The sequence below is a fragment of the Pseudomonas sp. NFACC05-1 genome (assembly GCF_900100135.1).
In the GTDB taxonomy this organism is placed as follows: domain Bacteria; phylum Pseudomonadota; class Gammaproteobacteria; order Pseudomonadales; family Pseudomonadaceae; genus Aquipseudomonas; species Aquipseudomonas fluorescens_Q.
In genome coordinates this window covers 100,760-117,963 of sequence record NZ_FMTR01000018.1, presented here as the reverse complement: position 1 = coordinate 117,963, position 17,204 = coordinate 100,760, and the positions used below count along the sequence as shown (strand labels likewise).

The 17,204-nt window shown below is 59.0% G+C and carries 11 protein-coding genes and 2 pseudogenes; 9 read left to right on the top strand and 4 right to left on the bottom strand.

All coding sequences use genetic code 11. From position 1 onward, the window contains the following. From bamA to BLO97_RS22705, 3 genes are all read left to right on the top strand, one after another. A partial coding sequence (gene bamA, locus BLO97_RS22715) for an outer membrane protein assembly factor BamA (RefSeq protein WP_092348315.1) occupies nucleotides 1-1,227 on the top strand: 1,227 nt, incomplete at its 5' end. A gap of 107 nt (nucleotides 1,228-1,334) precedes the next feature. Then, nucleotides 1,335-2,279: a glycosyltransferase family 2 protein gene (locus BLO97_RS22710; protein WP_092348317.1), complete on the top strand. Its 945-nt coding sequence runs from the start codon at nucleotides 1,335-1,337 to the stop codon at nucleotides 2,277-2,279. A 25-nt stretch (nucleotides 2,280-2,304) separates the two neighbouring features. Then, the gene (locus tag BLO97_RS22705; RefSeq protein ID WP_218189624.1) at nucleotides 2,305-3,141 is read left to right on the top strand and encodes an NAD-dependent epimerase/dehydratase family protein; all 837 of its coding nucleotides are present in this window, start codon (nucleotides 2,305-2,307) and stop codon (nucleotides 3,139-3,141) included. A 48-nt stretch (nucleotides 3,142-3,189) separates the two neighbouring features. On the opposite strand, the gene BLO97_RS22700 is transcribed toward BLO97_RS22705, so the two are convergent. The 4 genes and pseudogenes from BLO97_RS22700 to BLO97_RS32040 all read right to left on the bottom strand — a co-directional run. Next, on the bottom strand, nucleotides 3,190-5,364 hold the full coding sequence (locus BLO97_RS22700; protein ID WP_092348312.1) for a glycosyltransferase: 2,175 nt from the start codon (nucleotides 5,362-5,364) through the stop codon (nucleotides 3,190-3,192). Continuing rightward, nucleotides 5,357-6,043 (bottom strand): 2OG-Fe(II) oxygenase, encoded by a 687-nt coding sequence (locus tag BLO97_RS22695; RefSeq protein ID WP_170862013.1) that lies wholly within the window; start codon nucleotides 6,041-6,043, stop codon nucleotides 5,357-5,359. Before BLO97_RS22695 ends, BLO97_RS22700 begins: the two co-directional genes overlap by 8 nt. Beyond that, nucleotides 6,037-7,398, bottom strand: a pseudogene (locus BLO97_RS32045) (polysaccharide pyruvyl transferase family protein); the annotation flags it as partial. The pseudogene BLO97_RS32045 and the gene BLO97_RS22695, both read right to left, overlap by 7 nt. A 138-nt stretch (nucleotides 7,399-7,536) precedes the next feature. Then, nucleotides 7,537-8,760 (bottom strand): annotated as a pseudogene (locus BLO97_RS32040) (ABC transporter ATP-binding protein); the annotation flags it as partial. Between the two features lie 183 nt (nucleotides 8,761-8,943). Between BLO97_RS32040 and BLO97_RS22685 the strand changes: the two are divergent. The 6 genes from BLO97_RS22685 to BLO97_RS22660 all read left to right on the top strand — a co-directional run bounded on the left by BLO97_RS22685 (nucleotide 8,944) and on the right by BLO97_RS22660 (nucleotide 17,204). Then, complete coding sequence (locus BLO97_RS22685; protein ID WP_092348306.1) at nucleotides 8,944-9,762, top strand: ABC transporter permease; 819 nt, start codon at nucleotides 8,944-8,946, stop codon at nucleotides 9,760-9,762. Nucleotides 9,763-9,910: 148 nt separating this feature from the next. After that, nucleotides 9,911-12,358, top strand: coding sequence for a glycosyltransferase (locus BLO97_RS22680; RefSeq protein ID WP_092348303.1), 2,448 nt, complete (start codon nucleotides 9,911-9,913; stop codon nucleotides 12,356-12,358). Nucleotides 12,359-12,577: 219 nt separating this feature from the next. Continuing rightward, nucleotides 12,578-14,986 carry a phospholipid carrier-dependent glycosyltransferase gene (locus tag BLO97_RS22675; RefSeq protein ID WP_256572237.1) on the top strand — a complete coding sequence of 803 codons (2,409 nt, stop codon included), beginning with the start codon at nucleotides 12,578-12,580 and terminating at the stop codon, nucleotides 14,984-14,986. Nucleotides 14,987-14,998: 12 nt separating this feature from the next. Next, nucleotides 14,999-16,021, top strand: coding sequence for a glycosyltransferase family 2 protein (locus BLO97_RS22670; protein WP_092348297.1), 1,023 nt, complete (start codon nucleotides 14,999-15,001; stop codon nucleotides 16,019-16,021). Between the two features lie 92 nt (nucleotides 16,022-16,113). Beyond that, nucleotides 16,114-16,800, top strand: coding sequence for a class I SAM-dependent methyltransferase (locus BLO97_RS22665; RefSeq protein ID WP_256572236.1), 687 nt, complete (start codon nucleotides 16,114-16,116; stop codon nucleotides 16,798-16,800). Then, entirely contained in the window at nucleotides 16,797-17,204 is a 408-nt protein-coding gene (locus BLO97_RS22660) for a GtrA family protein (RefSeq protein WP_063320414.1), read from the top strand. Before BLO97_RS22665 ends, BLO97_RS22660 begins: the two co-directional genes overlap by 4 nt.

Genomic DNA, 17,204 nt, shown 5'->3' with positions numbered 1-17,204 from the left:
CTGATCGACCAGTCCAAGACCCGCCTGGAGCGCCTGGGTTTCTTCAAGGAAGTCAACGTCGAGACCCCGGCAGTGCCCGGTGTCGATGACCAGGTCGATGTGAACTACAGCGTCGAAGAGCAGGCTTCCGGCTCGATCAGCGCCAGCGTCGGCTTCTCGCAAAGCGCCGGCCTGATCCTTGGCGGCTCGATCACCCAGAACAACTTTCTCGGCACCGGCAACTCCGCCAGCCTGGGCCTGACCCGCTCGTCCTACCAAAGCAAGTACAACATCGGCTTTACCGACCCCTACTTCACGCCAGACGGCGTGAGCCTGGGTTACAACCTGTTCTACAACGCCACTGACTACAACGAATATTACGATGACGATTATTCGTACTATTCCATCAATAGCTACGGCGCCGGCACCTCCCTCGGCTACCCGATCAATGAAACCTCACGGTTGAATTTCGGCGTGACGGTGCAACATGACAGCATCGAACCGGGGACCTACAGCGCCGATGAGATCTACGATTTCATCGAGCGTGAAGGCAAGGACTTCACCAACTTCAAGGCAAATCTCGGCTGGTCCGAATCAACCCTGAACAAAGGCGTGCTGGCCACTCGGGGGCATTCGCAAAGCCTTAACCTGATGGCGACGGTGCCTGGCAGTGATCTGAGCTTCTACAAGATCGACTACACCGGGCAGGCCTTCCTGCCGGTCACCGACGCCACCTCGCTGCGTTTACACACCAAACTCGGCTACGGCAATAGCTACGGTTCGACCGACGGCCTGCCGTTCTATGAAAACTACACCGCCGGTGGCGAAGGCTCTGTGCGCGGCTTTGAAAGCGGCACCCTCGGCCCGCGCAACACGCCGGCCACCGGCACCTATGCCAGCGCCGGCCAAGCCTACTACTCCGACCGGGACACCGAGTCACTGGGCGGCAACATACTCATCACCGGCGGCGTGGAGTACCTGTTCCCACTGCCCTTCATCAAAGACAACAAATCACTGCGTACCTCGGTGTTCTGGGACGTTGGCAGCGTCTATTCCGACAAGTGCTACCTGAGCACCACCCTGGGATGCGATGGGGTCGACCTCAGCCAGATGGCCAGCTCGGTGGGGGTCGGGGTGACCTGGTATAGCCCGCTGGGCCCGTTGAGCGCCAACGTCGCCTTTCCGGTCCGAACGCCGGATAACGCTGATACGCAGGTATTCCAGTTTTCCTTGGGGCAAACGTTCTGAAAGCGCTGGCCGGAACTGGTCGCAGGGCACGGACCTGCTATCTTTGATACAGACCTGAGTAGTTGCGACCCCATACGTATCCAGGTTTGAGCAATGGAGTGATGAAGTTGGAAGCAGTGGAACTGCTCGCTATGGATGAATGGGCCACATCATCTCTGCGTGGCGAGTGTGATGTGATCATCGTCAATTACAACGCTGGCAAGCTTTTACTGGCGTGTGTAGGGTCGGCATTTGCCGCCGGCGCTTCCCGAGTGATCGTGGTGGATAACGACTCCCACGACGATAGCCTGATGCTGGTGGAGCGAACCCACGCTGCCGGCGACGCGCTTCAAATCATACGCAATGCCGCCAACCTCGGCTTCGCCGTGGCGTGCAACCAAGGTGCCCGCCTGTCAGCGGCCCCCAACTTGTTTTTCTTGAACCCGGACACCGTGCTGGCCGCCGATGCCATAGACCACTTGCTACTGGCGCTGCGCAGCGCGCCGGAGATCGGCATGGTCGGAGGGTTCCTGTGCAACCCGGACGGCAGCGAGCAAGCCGGTGGGCGCCGGGTATTCCCCACGCCCAGGCGCGCCTTCATGCGGGCTTTCGGACTTTCGCGGCTCTCAGTACTTTTCCCATCGCTGTTATCCGATTTTTTATTGCACAAGGAGCCGCTACCCGGCACCTCCATTGTCGTTGAGGCCATCTCCGGGGCATGCATGCTGGTCAAGCGCGAAGCGATCGAGAGTGTCGGCTTATGGGACGAAGACTATTTCCTTCATTGCGAAGACCTGGACTGGTGCATGCGCTTCCACCACGCCGGCTGGCGCGTACTGTTCGTACCTGATGCCCGGGTGATGCATGTATCAGGTGGTTGCAGTCGTCATCGTCCCTATTTCGTCGAATGGCACAAACACTTGGGATTCCTGCGTTTCTATCGCAAGTTCTTTCGCCGCAAGTACCCTACCGTCCTGTGGATCAGTGTGGTGATCGGGGTCTGGTTTCGATTCGGCCTGGTGGTCCTTCGCCACGCCACCACCCGGTTTAGAAATGCATGGAACCTACGATAAGAGTGCTCAATTGCGGATAGGAATATTGGGCGGTTCCAGCCTCCTGGGCGAGCGTACCCTGCCATTGCTGGCACAAACCGGCCACCTGACGAGCGCCTTCACTCGAAGCCTGCCCACGGTGTCCTGTCCCGGTGTGACCTGGCGAAAGGCTGACGACTGGCACGGATTGGCGCTGGACACGTTCCTGTCATTCGCCCCCCTCTGGGTGCTGCCCGACTACCTGGAGCGCCTTGCCAGCACTCACGTCAAACGCGTTGTCGTGCTCTCCTCCACGAGCCGCTTTGCCAAGCACGCATCGCCTGACGCTCGGGAGCGCGACGTGGCGCAACGCTTGATCTGTGCAGAAGAACAACTCGAGCAGTGGGCGATCGAACGGCAAATCGAATGGGTGATCCTGCGACCGACCCTGATCTATGGCTTTGGCCGCGACAAGAACATCTCGGAAATAGCACGTTTCATTCAACGCTTCGGATTTTTCCCGCTTATCGGTGGCGGTACCGGCTTGCGCCAGCCAGTGCATGGGGATGACGTGATCCAGGCGTGTCTGTCCGCCATGAGTACACCTGGCCTGCCCAGTGGCGGCTACAACCTCTCAGGAGGGGAAGTCTTGCCGTATCACACGATGGTGCGGCGAATCTTCCAGGCCATGGGACGCCCGGAGCGAACGCTGCCCCTTCCCGCCAAGGCACTCAGCGCGGGCGTTTCGATTTTGCGCTGCCTGCCACGTTACCGACATCTTTCAAGCGCCCTGGTGGGGCGGATGAACCAGGACCTGGTGTTCGACCATTCGCACGCCAGTGACTGGCTTGGTTTTGCTCCCCGGGCGTTTCATCTGATGGATGAAGATTTGCCTGGGCGCTGAAACAGCCTTGGCATGGTTGCGATGATGTTGGATGTGTCGGTGCCGACCTTATTGCGACCCAGCCTTCTCCCCCGTTTCCCCGCCAGGCTCGTCACGATGAACATGGGCCTGCCACGCCCCCCATTTGCTTTCGAAGTACGCCTGGTTTTTGTCCCAGAGGGCCTGGTACTCACCACTGGCGATCAGCTTCCTGAACGACGCCTGCCCGTAATGATGGATAAACGCGTCTTCGGCGCAGACCGTCCGGTAGCCCGCCGCCTGTACGCGACGACTGTAGTCGTCGTCCTCGAACATGCCGATGCCGAATGCTTCATCCAGATACCCCACCTCTTCGAGGATGCTGCGGCGAAAGGCGACACAAAACATCGCCAGCATCGAGATGTCGAACGTCTGTCCCTTGCGGGCTTCGGTGTAGCGGTCTGCAAAATCTTGCATCTGTTGAATGTCGGTGTAGGAAATCGCGATTTTCGCTTCGTTGCCTACCGCATTCGTGACCGGCCCGACCAAGCCGATACTCGGCTCTCTCAAATGCCTAACCAGCGGGTCCAGCCAGCCGCCAGGCACTACCGTGTCGTTATTGAGCAACAGCAGGATGTCACCGTCGGCTTCTCGCAAGCCCTGGTTATTGGCCGCAGCGAAGCCTCGGTTGTCGGGGTTGAGGATGACCTTCGCGGTCGGCACCTCTTGGCGCAGGCGCTCAAGATAATCGCCCGTACCATCCTCCGAGCCGTTGTCGACGACAATGAGCTGGTAATTGGGCCAGGTGGTATTGCGCAGAATGCTGTTTACACATTGAATCGTCAGGTTGAGGTTGTTGTATGTCACGAGCACGATGGAGACTTTCTCGTACAGCCCGACGATAGCAAGTTGCATGCTATTGAACCGATCCTTCCAGTCGTTTGCTCGGGCGAGCTCCACGCGCCGCTTGTACAGGGCCAGGTCGCGCTCGGCCAAGGCACGCTCGATCTGCTCGATGAACTCATCGACCCCGGTGGCGAAGTACAGCAGGTCCTTATAAATGCTCATCTCCGTCAAAGGCGTGGAGATCACCGGCTTGCCTGCGCTGATGTACTCATAGAACTTCACCGGATCGACCGCATGCGTCACGTTGTAGAGCCTGAAGGGAATCAGGCAGGCATCGAAATGATCCAGGTAAAGCGGCATCTGCGAATAAGGCTTGCGGCCCAACAACTGGACATTGGGCTTGCGCTCAAGGCCCGCCAGATCGTCGACAAAAATATCCCCCACCAGGACGAAGTTCCACGCTGGCCGCCTGTCCGCCAACGCCGCCAGCAAAGGAAAATCGAGCCATTGCGCCAGGGCACCGTAGTAACCAATGACAGGCCCGACAAGCCCGTTCAGCACATCATTGGTAAAGCAGTGCTGCCGAAAAAAAGCGAAATCCACCGCGTTTCGGACCAGTACGCAGCGTGGGTTATGGGCGCACCACTTGTGGTAAAGCAACGCGGCGGAGACAGTCACCAGATCGGCCCGGGCAATCAGGGTCTTTTCCTCGCTCAGCAGCTGTTCGCCGATGTTCGGGAAACCGTCCCAGTCATCCATGCAGTCATAGAGAATCCGCCAGCCATGCAGGGTGCGCAGGCTGAGTGCCACGGGGCTCCAGTAAGCGATATGCACCACCGAGAGGGCGGTTCTGATCTGCATGTCGGCGACCAATGCAGCCAGGGCACGCAGCAACGCCTGATGATTTTCAGGCGTCACTATTTTTTCGTAATACGCCTCTTGCGCCTCGCGCTGCAGGACCACTTCAAAGACATTGGGCGCCACCGATGTCAATCCATAGCGCTGTCCCTGTTCCGGCACACGGGCGGGGACGATATAAAACACCCGATAACCATTGCTCGCAAACTGACTCATCAACTGCTGCGGTCGCTGGAAGCGTGCGGCCCAATCGATGTTGGCGAAGCAGAGAATATCCAGGCGTCCCTTCGTGGCAAAATCAGCCTCCACCTCAACGTTCGGCAACGGTTCCGGTGCGGCCGGGTAGACGATTGCAGCGGCCGTGTCGGGGAACTCCTGGGTAGCGGCAAACCCATACCGCATCCATCGGAACAGCGAGCGCAAGGGGCGAGTGAAACGCCACGAACGGGTGTTTTGCAGGAAGTCGACTTTTGCCAAGGCAATATCGCGCTCATTGATGGCCGCATCTCTTTGAGCCAAGGCGGCGTCGCGGTCGATCAAGGTGCTGTCGAGCTTAAGCACGTGGGTATCCATGCAGTGGAGTGCTGTCGCCCGGTGGCCACATGGAACTGAGGGACCCCGGTCGGTAGAACGTTGCCGTCAGGCTGCGGCGGGAGGAATGACAGCCGCTCACCACGGGCGTGACAGCATGCCAGGAGTTATCCGAACGCACCAGGATCGCCGAGTTGCCCACCAGGGGCTCGATCTCGGCCGCCACGGCAGTGGGATCGTTACGGTGCAAGATGTTCAGGCACCCGCCGTCGTTGCGGTCCCAGGACTCATTGAAATACAGGATATGGGTGACCAGTTTATCGGGCAGGTCTGGATGGGCCCCCAGGCTCGCGCCAGGACCGTAATGAAAAACGTTGACCTCCATCGGCACGCTGCGCAGATCAATCCCGGTCAGCTCCGACATGGCCTCACGATAGCCGGCCGAGCCAAGATCCTGCGCCAGCCTCAACCACGCCTCGCTCAGTTCTTCGGGGAAAGCGATGGTATGGCTGCCCATGTCTACCAGGGCGCGGGCCTCATAGTCATAGTTTTTTTCACCACCATAGCCACTTACCGTCTTGAAGTGATCATGGGGGAAGGTTGCCGCCAACGCAGCGGCATCCCCGGCCGAATACAGACTGCCAATTTCAGCCCATGAGAATGGATGAGACTTTAGCGCCGCTGGCGTGAGACGAGAGAGATCTAGCATTGTCTGTTCTTGTTCGCTGTCAGGTTTCTGATACCACGGGCGATGGAACGCAGTGGTGCGGTCATTCGGAATGAATTGGAGTTCTGCAACTCAAGCATCCTGGCATCACTGAGGGCCAGTTGCTGACTGAGTTGGGCAATCCGTTGCTGCTGGGCGAGCGCCTGTGTTGCCGGCTCCGGCGTCGGTTCGATGACCTCAGGCTCCGGCACGACGGGGCTTGCCGGACATTCAGCCGGCAATGGGTCGCGACCCTGGGCTGCGCTTTCGAGCAGATTGGGCAGATGCTGTAGAAAAGCGCCCAACACCGGCTGGGACGACGTTTTGCCCTGGCGAATGATCGCCGCGACCCGGTCCCAATGCTCGACCAACCGATCTGCCGCCGCAAGCGCCGCGGGCGATGGGCGGGTCTTGCCCACCCGCGCGAGAAACCATTGCGGATCGACCGTCGCCACATCCGGCAATGCGTGGAGTGTGTCGAACCCAGCCAACGCCGTGTATTTGCCCGTGGTCAGGTCCGCCGAGCAGAACACCGGGACGCCAAACGCCAGGGCGGTGATTGCCAGGTGGTAACTATGGCCGATCACCGCTTGGGCCTGGCTGAGGATTTCCGCCATCAGCAACGGTTCCGGCCAGAACGACAAGGTGACGGCCCCAGGCAAGCGCCCGGCAATGACCGACGGATCGTCCCCCAGGACAGGACCAATCGGCACCACCAAAAACTGATAGCCCTGGAACGCCTCGGCGTGGTCTTCGAACAGTTTTACAAAAGATTCCACCACATGAATGGCGTGGATCACGATGTAGGGCCCATTCAACCCGGCCTGCTCACGCAGGCGAATGAACTCGGCCGAGGGTTGCTGCTCATCGATCAGGCGGGGTAAGCCGAACGCGGTATCGGGCAGCACTTCGATCTCGGCCTGCTGGGTGAGCGCACCGAGGGCATCGCGCGACAGCGCATCACGGACGCGCACGTACTGGCTATGCTCAAGGGCCATCGTCAACAACGGCCTGGCCCAGTCGGGAATATCGTTGCAATGCATCCCGGGGGCATTCCACATGACCGGAACCCCGTGCTGCTGCGCGATAAGCGCAGGGGTCAACCAATAACCGGTAGGGTGATGGATATTGGCGGTTGTCGGACCATAGCCGTGGGCAACGACTTTATCGAACCGGATCAGGAAGCCCCCGCCGATCAAAACGCCATCCAGGCTAGCCGCTACATGAGGCAACTGCGCCAAAGACGTCACCGCATAGGGCCATTCAGGTCGATTTTTTCCGTGATAGGAAAACCGATGCAGGTTGACTGAACCCAAGCGCCGGACCAATTCCGCCTCGGCAATGATCGGAAACAGCAGATCACCGTAGTTTTCTACATCAAAGGTTCCGAATATAGCGACCTGCCACGTGCGCTCGTCCAGGTGTTGCGTCAAGACCTTCTCTCCTTGAGTCCCGCAGGCCTTGGCAAGCGACTCGACTGGTCGAGGGTCGATCCTCTGCAACCCCAGGTCAACCATGCCCAGAAAATGCTTGTGGTTCGGCAACATGTCGAACGCCAAGGGCGCCACCTGTTTCTCGATCAGTTGCGAGGTGTCTTCCGTCGCGCCGTGCAACAGCTTGAGCGTGACATGATAGCGCCCCTCGGCGAGGTTGGCCGGGAAGCGCACCGTGATCGCCGCGCGCCGCCAGCCATTCTCGGCCGGGCCTGCTTGCAGTGCGAAGTTCCCCCCGCCGATCACCAGCAGCCTGGCTTCCTGGATGGTGAAACTGATGTTGGGTTGAGTGATCGACTCATGCAGCAACGCCTCGACACGAATCTCGATGTCGTCGCCATACAGGTAACTGGAGGAGAGCTGCTGGGTGTTGGTGAAGCAGGCAGCGCTGATGTGCCCCTCCTCGGTCCCGAAGGCCATCCCCTCCTGCCCGCCCATGAAGGACTTGCGCGTCACCGGTATGACCCCGCCACTGGCCCAGCGGCGTTGCTCGTCGCGCATGTCGAGCAAATGCAGCTCGGCCATTTCATCGGGCGAACCACTGGCAACGACCCGGCCTGCGCGCAGATAGATGACCCGATGGCAAAAGCGCTTGACCATGCTCATGTCATGGGAGACGAACAGCAGGGTCGTGCCTTTGGCAGCCAGTTCTTCCAGCCGATTCAGGCATTTGAATTGAAACGAGGCATCGCCGACGGAAAGGGCCTCATCGACGATCAGGATCTCGGGCTCGACACAGACCGAAACGGCGAAGGCCAGCCGCACCAGCATCCCGCTGGAATAGATTTTGGTGGGCTGGTCGATAAAGTCGCCGATATTGGCAAAAGCGAGGATGTCATCGAAGCGAGCGTCGATTTCCGAGCGACTCAAGCCCAGCACCGCCGCATTCACATAGACGTTTTCCCGGCCGGTGAACTCCGGATTGAAACCAGACCCCAGCTCGAGCAACGCCGCAATCCGCCCCTGCCCCTGGACACTGCCGCGAGTTGGCATCAACGTTCCGCAGATCAGTTGCAACAAGGTGGATTTGCCACTGCCATTACGGCCGATGATACCGACGGTCTCCCCCCTTGCGATGGTCAGGGAAACATCGTCCAGGGCCCAGAACTCGCGATAGAAACGCTTCCTGCCGCGCACCAGCATCTGCAACAGGCGGTCCTTGGGGGCATCGTAAATCTGATAACACTTGCTCAGGTTTTCGGCGTGGATGGCCACTTCAAACGACATCGGCAAAACCCTTCCATGAATCACGGCCATTATTGCGGTGCCACTGAAATCCGTCCTTCGTTGGGCGCTGCGGATGAGTTAAGCACAAATGGGATAAAACACTGCGAATGAATCTACACTGGGCCTACTCCATGAGGATGCGACTCAAGGAGCATCCGCTATTGTCTTAAGGATCAAGCACCCATGCAGTCGTTCAGCACGTCCCCCGTTGCCATGCTCAGGAGTGTCCTGATCAATCGAATCTTGATCTACGTGTTGATCCGCAGGGAAGTCATCGGTCGCTACAAAGGCTCGATGCTCGGTATTCTATGGTCGTTCTTCACGCCGGTTTTCATGCTGGTGGTCTACACATTCGTGTTCAGTGTCGTTTTCAAGGCCCGCTGGTCTGGGGGCGGTGAATCCAAGAGCGAATTCGCCTTGGTGCTGTTCGCGGGCCTGCTGGTCTTCAACCTGTTTTCCGAATGCGTGAACCGTGCGCCAGGCCTGGTGCTGGCCAATACCAACTACGTCAAGAAGATCGTGTTTCCACTGGAAACCCTGCCCCTGGTGTCGCTCGGCGCAGCGCTGTTCCACATGGCGGTCAGCGTCCTGGCCTGGCTGGTGTTCTATATCGTCCTGTTCGGTACCCCTCCGGTAACCGCGCTTCTGCTACCGGTGGTGCTGTTCCCATTGGTGCTGCTGACGCTGGGAATCTCCTGGTTTCTCGCCTCGATAAGCGTCTACCTGCGCGATATCGGCCAGTTCATCGGCATTATCATCACGGCGATGCTGTTTCTCTCACCGATTTTCTATCCACTCTCGACCCTGCCCCAAAGCTACCAGGTCGCCCTGCAGGCAAATCCCCTGACACTGCCGGTGGAAATGGTTCGCGATGTCCTGTTTTGGGGCAAGGCGCCACAATGGGGGCAACTGGCCGCTTATTCGGCGACCTCCGTACTGATTGCCTGCTCAGGGTTCGCCTGGTTCCAGCGGACACGCAAAGGCTTTGCCGACGTCATATGACGCTTGTTGGCGTGGCGCCCCGTCCAGCAGCCGCTATGATGATTCATGCACGGCTGGAGCCTGGGCCTGTCTGTGTTGATTGAAGCCAACATCGATCCTGAAAGACCGAGTATGCGTTGCCGTATTGACCAAAGGACCAGAAAACCGCATGGACCAGATCAACCGTCTTGTTGATTGCATTGACAAACTGACTCGCTCAACACATTCCAGATCCATTGAAGCCTTGCAACTGGTCAAGGAAATCGAGAATCGAGATCGGCTTATCAAACAACTGAACCTTGATTCAAAAGCGCTTCGCACCCGCCTGTCACTTCAAGAAGGCAAGACCGGGCGGCTGCGTGAGCGACTGCGGCTGGCCGAACAGCGCCTCAAGGACGCCGAGGCATTAATCCAGACAAAGGAAAAAGAGGCTGTCGTGTTTTCCGATTGGGCGGTGGATTTGCGTGCCCAACTGGCGGCCAAGCAAGCCGAGTTGTTCAAGCTTTCCGACTGGGGCAACGCCATCGAACGTGCACCGCTGCGTTATTCGATACGCAAGCAATTGTATAAATTATCGCGCCGGGTCTACGCCTGGTTGCCCCTCACCGCACAGCAGAAAAGCAAACTGGCGCGTCGGCTTCGAAATTGGCTGAAACCCGGCAAGGCAACACCAGGCGAATCATCGCCAGACGCTGGTTTTGCGCTGCAGACTCTGCCACCGCCCGTAAACGTTGCCGTACCGTCCAGCCTCGGGCAGCCCATGATCCTGATGTTCGGCGTGATTGACTGGCACTTTCGCATCCAACGCCCACAAAACCTGGCCAAGGAATTGGCCCGGGCCGGACAAACGACTTTTTATATCTCGAACAATTTCATCGACGACGAGGCCCCCGGCTTCCAAGCAGAACCTTTGGAAGGCTCCCACCGGCTGTTCCAGGTCCGTTTCAAGGTACGCGGTGCACCGGCCATCTATCATGCCCCGCCGTCAGCGGCCGTGATCCGCCAGTTGTGCGAAGGCCTGGCCATGCTCCTGGAAGCGGCGAATATCGATGCCGCGGATTGCATTGTCCAGCACGCCTACTGGTTTCCGCTGGCAAGGCGTGTCCCCAACGCCACCCTGGTCTATGACTGCATGGATCATCACGAAGGTTTCGGCAACGTTGCCCAGGAACTGCTCGACCTGGAAATCGCCCTGATGCGCAGGGCCGATCTGCTGGTGGCGACATCCGACTGGATCGAACAACACGGCAAGCGGGAAAACCGCAACGTCGAGGTGATCCGCAACGCCTGCGAGTTCAGTTTCTTCAGCCGACGTCCCGACAGGGTCTACCGGGACCCTGCCAACAGAAAGATCATCGGTTACTACGGCGTTATTGCCGAATGGTTCGACCTGGACCTGGTCAAGCGGGTCGCCCAATCCTTCCCGCAGCACCTGATTCTGTTGATCGGCAGTGATATCGTCCAGGCAAAAAAACACTTCAAGGCCTGCCCGAATGTGATCCTGGAAGGTGAAGTCCCGTATACCGCCCTGCCTTACTACCTCCACGCCATGGACGTTTGCCTGCTACCGTTCAAGGTCATGCCGTTGACCCTCGCCACCAACCCGGTCAAGGTCTATGAATACCTGAGCGCGGGCAAACCGGTGGTGTCGGTGAAACTGCCGGAGTTGAGCCAGTTCGGCAAACTGGTCTGGGCGGTTGAAGATCCGACTGAGTTCATCTCGACCCTGCGCGCTGTCCTGGGAGCACTGCCGGAGGCCAGCGCCACATTGGAGGCTCGTCAATCGTTCGCCCGAGGCCAGACCTGGCAGCACCGGGCCGCCAGCCTGCGCGATGCCATCGCCACATTGCCCCAGCCCAAAGTCAGCGTCGTGGTGCTGACCTACAACAACCTCGAACTGACCAAGGCCTGCCTCGACAGCCTGTTGACCCAGAGCCAATACCCGAACCTTGAAATCATCGTCGTCGACAACCACTCCAGCGACCAGACCCCGGCCTACCTCACCGCCTGGGCCAAGGGACATCCGGACCGGATCGTCATCCTCAACCCGGACAACAAGGGCTTCGCCGCCGGCAACAACCAGGGCCTCGCAGCGGCCAGTGGCGACTATCTGGTCATCCTGAACAACGACACGGTCGTCACCGCCGGCTGGATCAAAGGCTTGATCCGCCATCTGCAGGACCACAAGGAAATCGGCATCATCGGCCCGATCACCAACAACATCGGCAACGAGGCCAAAGTCAGCACCCGCTATGGCCGGATCGAAGACATGCCCGCCGAAGCCGCGCAGATGACCCGCGCCCGTATGGGCGAGTGGTTCGAAATCAACACCCTGGCCTTTTTCTGCGTGATGTTCCCGCGCTCGACCTACGAGCAAATCGGTGGCCTGTGCGAAGAGTATGGCCTGGGGTTCTTCGAGGATGACGATTACTGCCGTCGCGTGCAGCGTCGTGGCATGCGCGCGGCGTGTGCCGAAGACGTTTTCGTGCACCACCACCTGTCCGCCTCGTTCAATACCTTGGGTGCAAGGAAAAAACAGGCACTTTTCGAAAAGAACCGGGCGATCTACGAAAGCAAGTGGGGATCCTGGGTCCCGCACACGTACCGAGACGTATAAGCAGCCCCTTTGCAGGCGCAGCAGATGAATTTGTGGCGAGGGGATTTATCCCCGCTGGGCTGCGAAGCGGCCCTGAATCCAGCCACCGCAGCATGCCAGGTTGGTTGCATCCAGCCTTTTTGGGGCTGCTTCGCAGCCCAGCGGGGATAAATCCCCTCGCCACAATGAATCGAACAAGCATCCAGTGGACAGCATTGCCCCTTTAGCCGAGACGATATTTTGCCCAGATTCAGCCTGAAATACGCAGTGGTGTTGTTGGTTTTGCTGGCGAGTGCGGTGGTCGGCGCATACGGTTTTTCGACGCTTGAACTGGCGTCCATGAACAGCGGCACCCGGACGATATTGCTGTCACTGGCAGGGCTGGCCGCCCTCACCGTCTTCACTCGCAAGCCACCGATCATTCTTTGCCTGGGTTTGCTGGCGTGCCTGTCCATTGCCTGCGCACAGATTTGGCCGGTGATGGTCGTCGCGGTGTTCGCACTGTCTTCGACCGTGCTCGGCAGGTGGATGCTCAGGCAAGAAACCTTGGACGACTGGAGCGTCCACCTGCTGGTGGGAGCCGGTACGTTCGGCACGCTGACAGGCCTGGCGGCCTACTTGCCGATCAACTACCCCTGGCTGTATGGCACGCTGCTGTTGTTGCCGCTTGTATTGGGACGCAGACACGTCACCTCGATAGGCCGTGAACTGTTGCGGCAAATCCGGGCCGACCGCTCAGCGCAAACACCCCTCCAGACGGGGCTCGACGTACTGATCTGCAGCTTCGCCTGCCTCTATGTGTTGGTCGCCTTCATGCCGGAGGTCGGGCACGACGCATTGGCCATGCACCTCTTTGTCCCGTCACACCTGGCCCAGCGGCATCAATGGTCGTTCGACGCCAGCACCTATGTGTGGGCGGTCATGCCCATGCTGGCCGACTGGATCTACAGCATTGTCTATATGCTGGCCGGTGAAACAGCCTCGCGCCTGAGCAACGGCGCGTTCACCCTGCTGCTGGCGTGGCAAATCCGCAACATGACCCTTTGGGCCGGCGGCTCCGCCACAAGCGCCCGCTGGGCCAGCCTGATCTTTCTGTCAACGCCTCTCGCCTTCGCTGAAAGCAGCAGCCTGCACATCGAATCGGCGTGGACCGCCTTCATGATGGCCGGGACGCTGGCGATCCTGAAGGTCTCAAGCGCTACGCCGGAACCCAGGGAGCGCCTGTCGCAATTGCTCCTGGCGGGCCTCCTGCTGGGCTTCGCCATGGCGACCAAGGCCGTGACCCTGAGCGTCCTGCCGGTCCTGCTGGTGATCCTCTTGCTGCACTACAAGGCCTGGGCCGTCCACGGGATCGCCAAGACGGTCCTACTGGGCAGTGTCGCCCTGATACTGGCCGGTGCTACCCCTTACGTCTCTGCCGGGTACTTGACCGGCAACCCCGTGTTCCCGTTTTTCAATGCCATTTTCCATTCGCCGCTCTGGCCGAACATCAACTTCGAACCACCGGCCACTTTCGGTACCGGGGTGACCTGGGACACCCTGTATCGAATGGTCTTCAAATCGCCTCAGTTCATCGAGGGACGGGTTGGCGCGGCAGGTTTTCAATGGCTGCTGCTGCCCACGGCTGCCGTCGCCGTGCTGTTGAGCGGCAACAAAAAAGCCCTGTGCATCCTCCTGGTCGGCGCCGGCGCGATGTTCATGACGTTCCACTCAACGGCCTACCTGCGTTATGTGTTCCCCTCCTTCGCGCTGTTCTCAGTGATCCTGGCCCTGCCCTTTTCCGACGCCAGGATCTTCCCGCGCGGCCTCGCCATCGTCGCCGGTGCCGTGCTGGTCCTGACCAATACCCGTTTCATCCAGGCCGCGACTTACTATGGCGACATCAAACCCTCTGCACTCTTGAGCACAGCAGGTCGGGATGCCTATCTATTGGAACGCCTGCCCATTCGAAAAATGGTCGACACCGTCAACGCCTTGAATACCGGACATCAGCCCGTGGCGGTCTTTGCGTCGCCCTTGATGGCGGGTTTACATGGCGATGCCCTTTACGCGTCGTGGTACAACCTGAAATGGAAAAACGAGTTCGACGCGGCGACCTCGCCATCAGAACTTGCCCAGCGCTTGCGCCGGCGCCAGGTGAGCTGGCTGGTGATCGACCTCAAGTCCCTTCACCAGGCGCCACTCGATCGGCTGCTCACGGTGTCCACGTCGTATGCCAGACTGGGTGACATGGAACTGCGCAAACTCAATGACACGCACTACGAACACCTGCTCAACCCAGAGCTGTCCAGCCTCGAGGGCTGGAGCCTGACGTCACCCTCGACCTATGACGCGTCGCGCAAGATCCTGACCGTCAACGTCAAGACACCGGCCACACAGCGGGTCGAAGTGACGCCGGGGCTGACGTACATCAACAGCGTTTCCGCACGTTGCGCAACGACGGTCACCGCCGGAAGAATCCAGGCCAATTGGATGGACGACCAAGGCAACTTCATTACCACCAGCATCGAAACGTTTGACTGCACCACGCAATGGGAGACCCATGAGATGAGCGTCGTCGCCCCTGCGAATGCCGCGTCCGTGATCATTTATGCATCCGGGCATACCGACACTCCCCTGGAGTTCAAGTCACTTTCATTCAGGCAATAGTGGGCGATATCGATGAACTCAAAAACAGCGCTTTTCACGGACGAGCAACGCGTCGCCGTCGTCATCCCCAGCTATCGGGTTACCGCTCATATAGACGCCGTCATAGCGGCCATAGGGCCGGAGGTCTGGCGCATCTACGTCATCGACGATGCCTGCCCGGACGGTTCCGGCGGGCATGTCCTGGCTTCCTGTCACGACCCCCGGGTCAAGGTGCTGCCCCATGAGGTCAACCAAGGCGTGGGCGGTGCGGTCATGACCGGCTATCGAGCCGCCCTCGCCGACGGTGCGCGTATCATCGTCAAAGTCGATGGGGACGGCCAGATGGACCCGACCCTGATCCCGCTGTTCATCGAGCCGATCCTGGCGGGAGAAGCCGACTACACCAAGGGCAATCGGTTTTTCGATCTGGAAGAGGTCCAATCGATGCCACGCATCCGCCTTTTCGGCAACGCCGTGTTGTCGCTGATGGCCAAACTGTCTACGGGTTATTGGGATCTGTTCGACCCCACCAACGGCTACACGGCGATTCACCGCGACGTCGCCAGGCTTTTACCCCTGGACAAGGTCAGCCAACGCTACTTTTTCGAGACCGACATTCTGTTCCGCCTGAACACCGTGCGTGCCGTCGTGGTGGATATTCCGATGGAAGCCCGATACGGCGATGAGGTCAGTCACCTCAATATCTCGAAAATCGTCGGTGAATTCCTGTTCAAACACCTGCGCAATTTCACCAAGCGTGTGCTCTACAACTATTATCTTCGCGACATGTCCCTGGCCTCGATCGAGCTGCCGATCGGGATTGTCATGTTCTTGTTCGGCGTCTTCTTCGGCAGTTATCACTGGTATGAATCGGCGCAGAATGGCATCGCGACTCCCGCCGGCACGGTGATGCTCAGTGCACTGCCCATGCTCATGGGGTTGCAGCTGATCATGGCGTTCCTCGGTTACGACATCGCCTCGGTGCCCAGCCGGCCACGGCAATCCAGGCGTGTTAAAGCAACGTCATTGCGGGAAGAAAACTCATTAAAGCGCTGAGAGATTTTTTATCGGACCCGTCGCTCAAGGCATTGGATGTCGATGGCAGCGAACGCCTGGAACTTCACGGCAAAGTGCTTGAGCGCAAGCGGATGCTTCGGGAAGTCTTCGTGGATTTCCACCACGCGTTTCATCGCCTGGCGGACCACTATTTCAAGGTCGAAGGTCTTGAGGTGGAGTTGGGGGCAGGCATCGCCCCCATGCGTCACTCATACCCTGAAGTATTGGCCACGGACATTGTCGCCACCGAGCAACTGGACATGGCGCTCAATGCCGAGGCAATGAGCCTGGACGATCACTCGGTCAGGGCCTTTTACGCTCAGAACTGTTTTCACCACTTCCCTCATCCCGATCGCTTCTTCACGGAGCTGGAAAGAACCCTCAAGATCGGCGGCGGCGCCATTTTGATCGAACCCTTCCACGGCCCCTTTGCCGCTTTTCTCTATAAGCGCCTGTTCAAATCCGAAGGCTTCGACATGCACTTCCCATCTTGGGAAACCCCGTCGACCGGGCCCATGAACGGTGCCAACCAAGCCCTCAGCTACATCGTCTTCATTCGCGACAGGCAGGCGTTCGAGCGCAAGCACCCGGGCCTGGAAATCGTCCACCAGGAAATCTGCGGCAACTATCTGCGCTACCTGATTTCCGGCGGCTTGAACTTTCGCCAGTTGCTGCCCGACGCGCTGATCTCTGTGCTCAAGGTCGTTGAAAAACTGTTGTATCCGTTGAGACGGGTATTGGCGCTGCACCACATCGTGGTCATCCGGAGGAAGTCTTGACCTTTATCAGGTACGGCATCATCCAACTCGTGGCCTATGCGCTGGACATGGGGACTTTCTTGCTATTGATGGCCTTGTTCAACGATCAACCCGTCCTGGCCAACATCGCCGGTAAAGGCGTCGCCGGTGTGTTCGCGTTCTTTTTGCATCGGCACTTCACGTTCCAGTCGACCGGCGGCAGCAGCAAGGTTCAAGCGGTGCGCTATTTCTCGTTGCTTGCCATCAATATTCCGCTCGCTTCGGCGCTGTTCAGCGTGGGGCTGTACTTCGTCAACAGCCCTGCCCTGGTGAAGTTTGTCTCCGATGTGGCCTGCGTGGTGCTGACTTACTGGATCAGCAAACTGTTCGTGTTCCATTGCGCTGCGCACCCGCCGGTTCCCACTGACCGCGCCGAAGGCGCATGA

Bases quoted from the DNA above. Each gene is read 5' to 3' on its own strand.
- BLO97_RS22695 (WP_170862013.1), bottom strand. From the start codon at position 6,043: ATGCTAGATCTCTCTCGTCTCACGCCAGCGGCGCTAAAGTCTCATCCA.
- BLO97_RS22685 (WP_092348306.1), top strand. From the start codon at position 8,944: ATGCAGTCGTTCAGCACGTCCCCCGTTGCCATGCTCAGGAGTGTCCTG.
- BLO97_RS22680 (WP_092348303.1), top strand. From the start codon at position 9,911: ATGGACCAGATCAACCGTCTTGTTGATTGCATTGACAAACTGACTCGC.
- BLO97_RS22670 (WP_092348297.1), top strand. From the start codon at position 14,999: ATGAACTCAAAAACAGCGCTTTTCACGGACGAGCAACGCGTCGCCGTC.
- BLO97_RS22665 (WP_256572236.1), top strand. From the start codon at position 16,114: ATGCTTCGGGAAGTCTTCGTGGATTTCCACCACGCGTTTCATCGCCTG.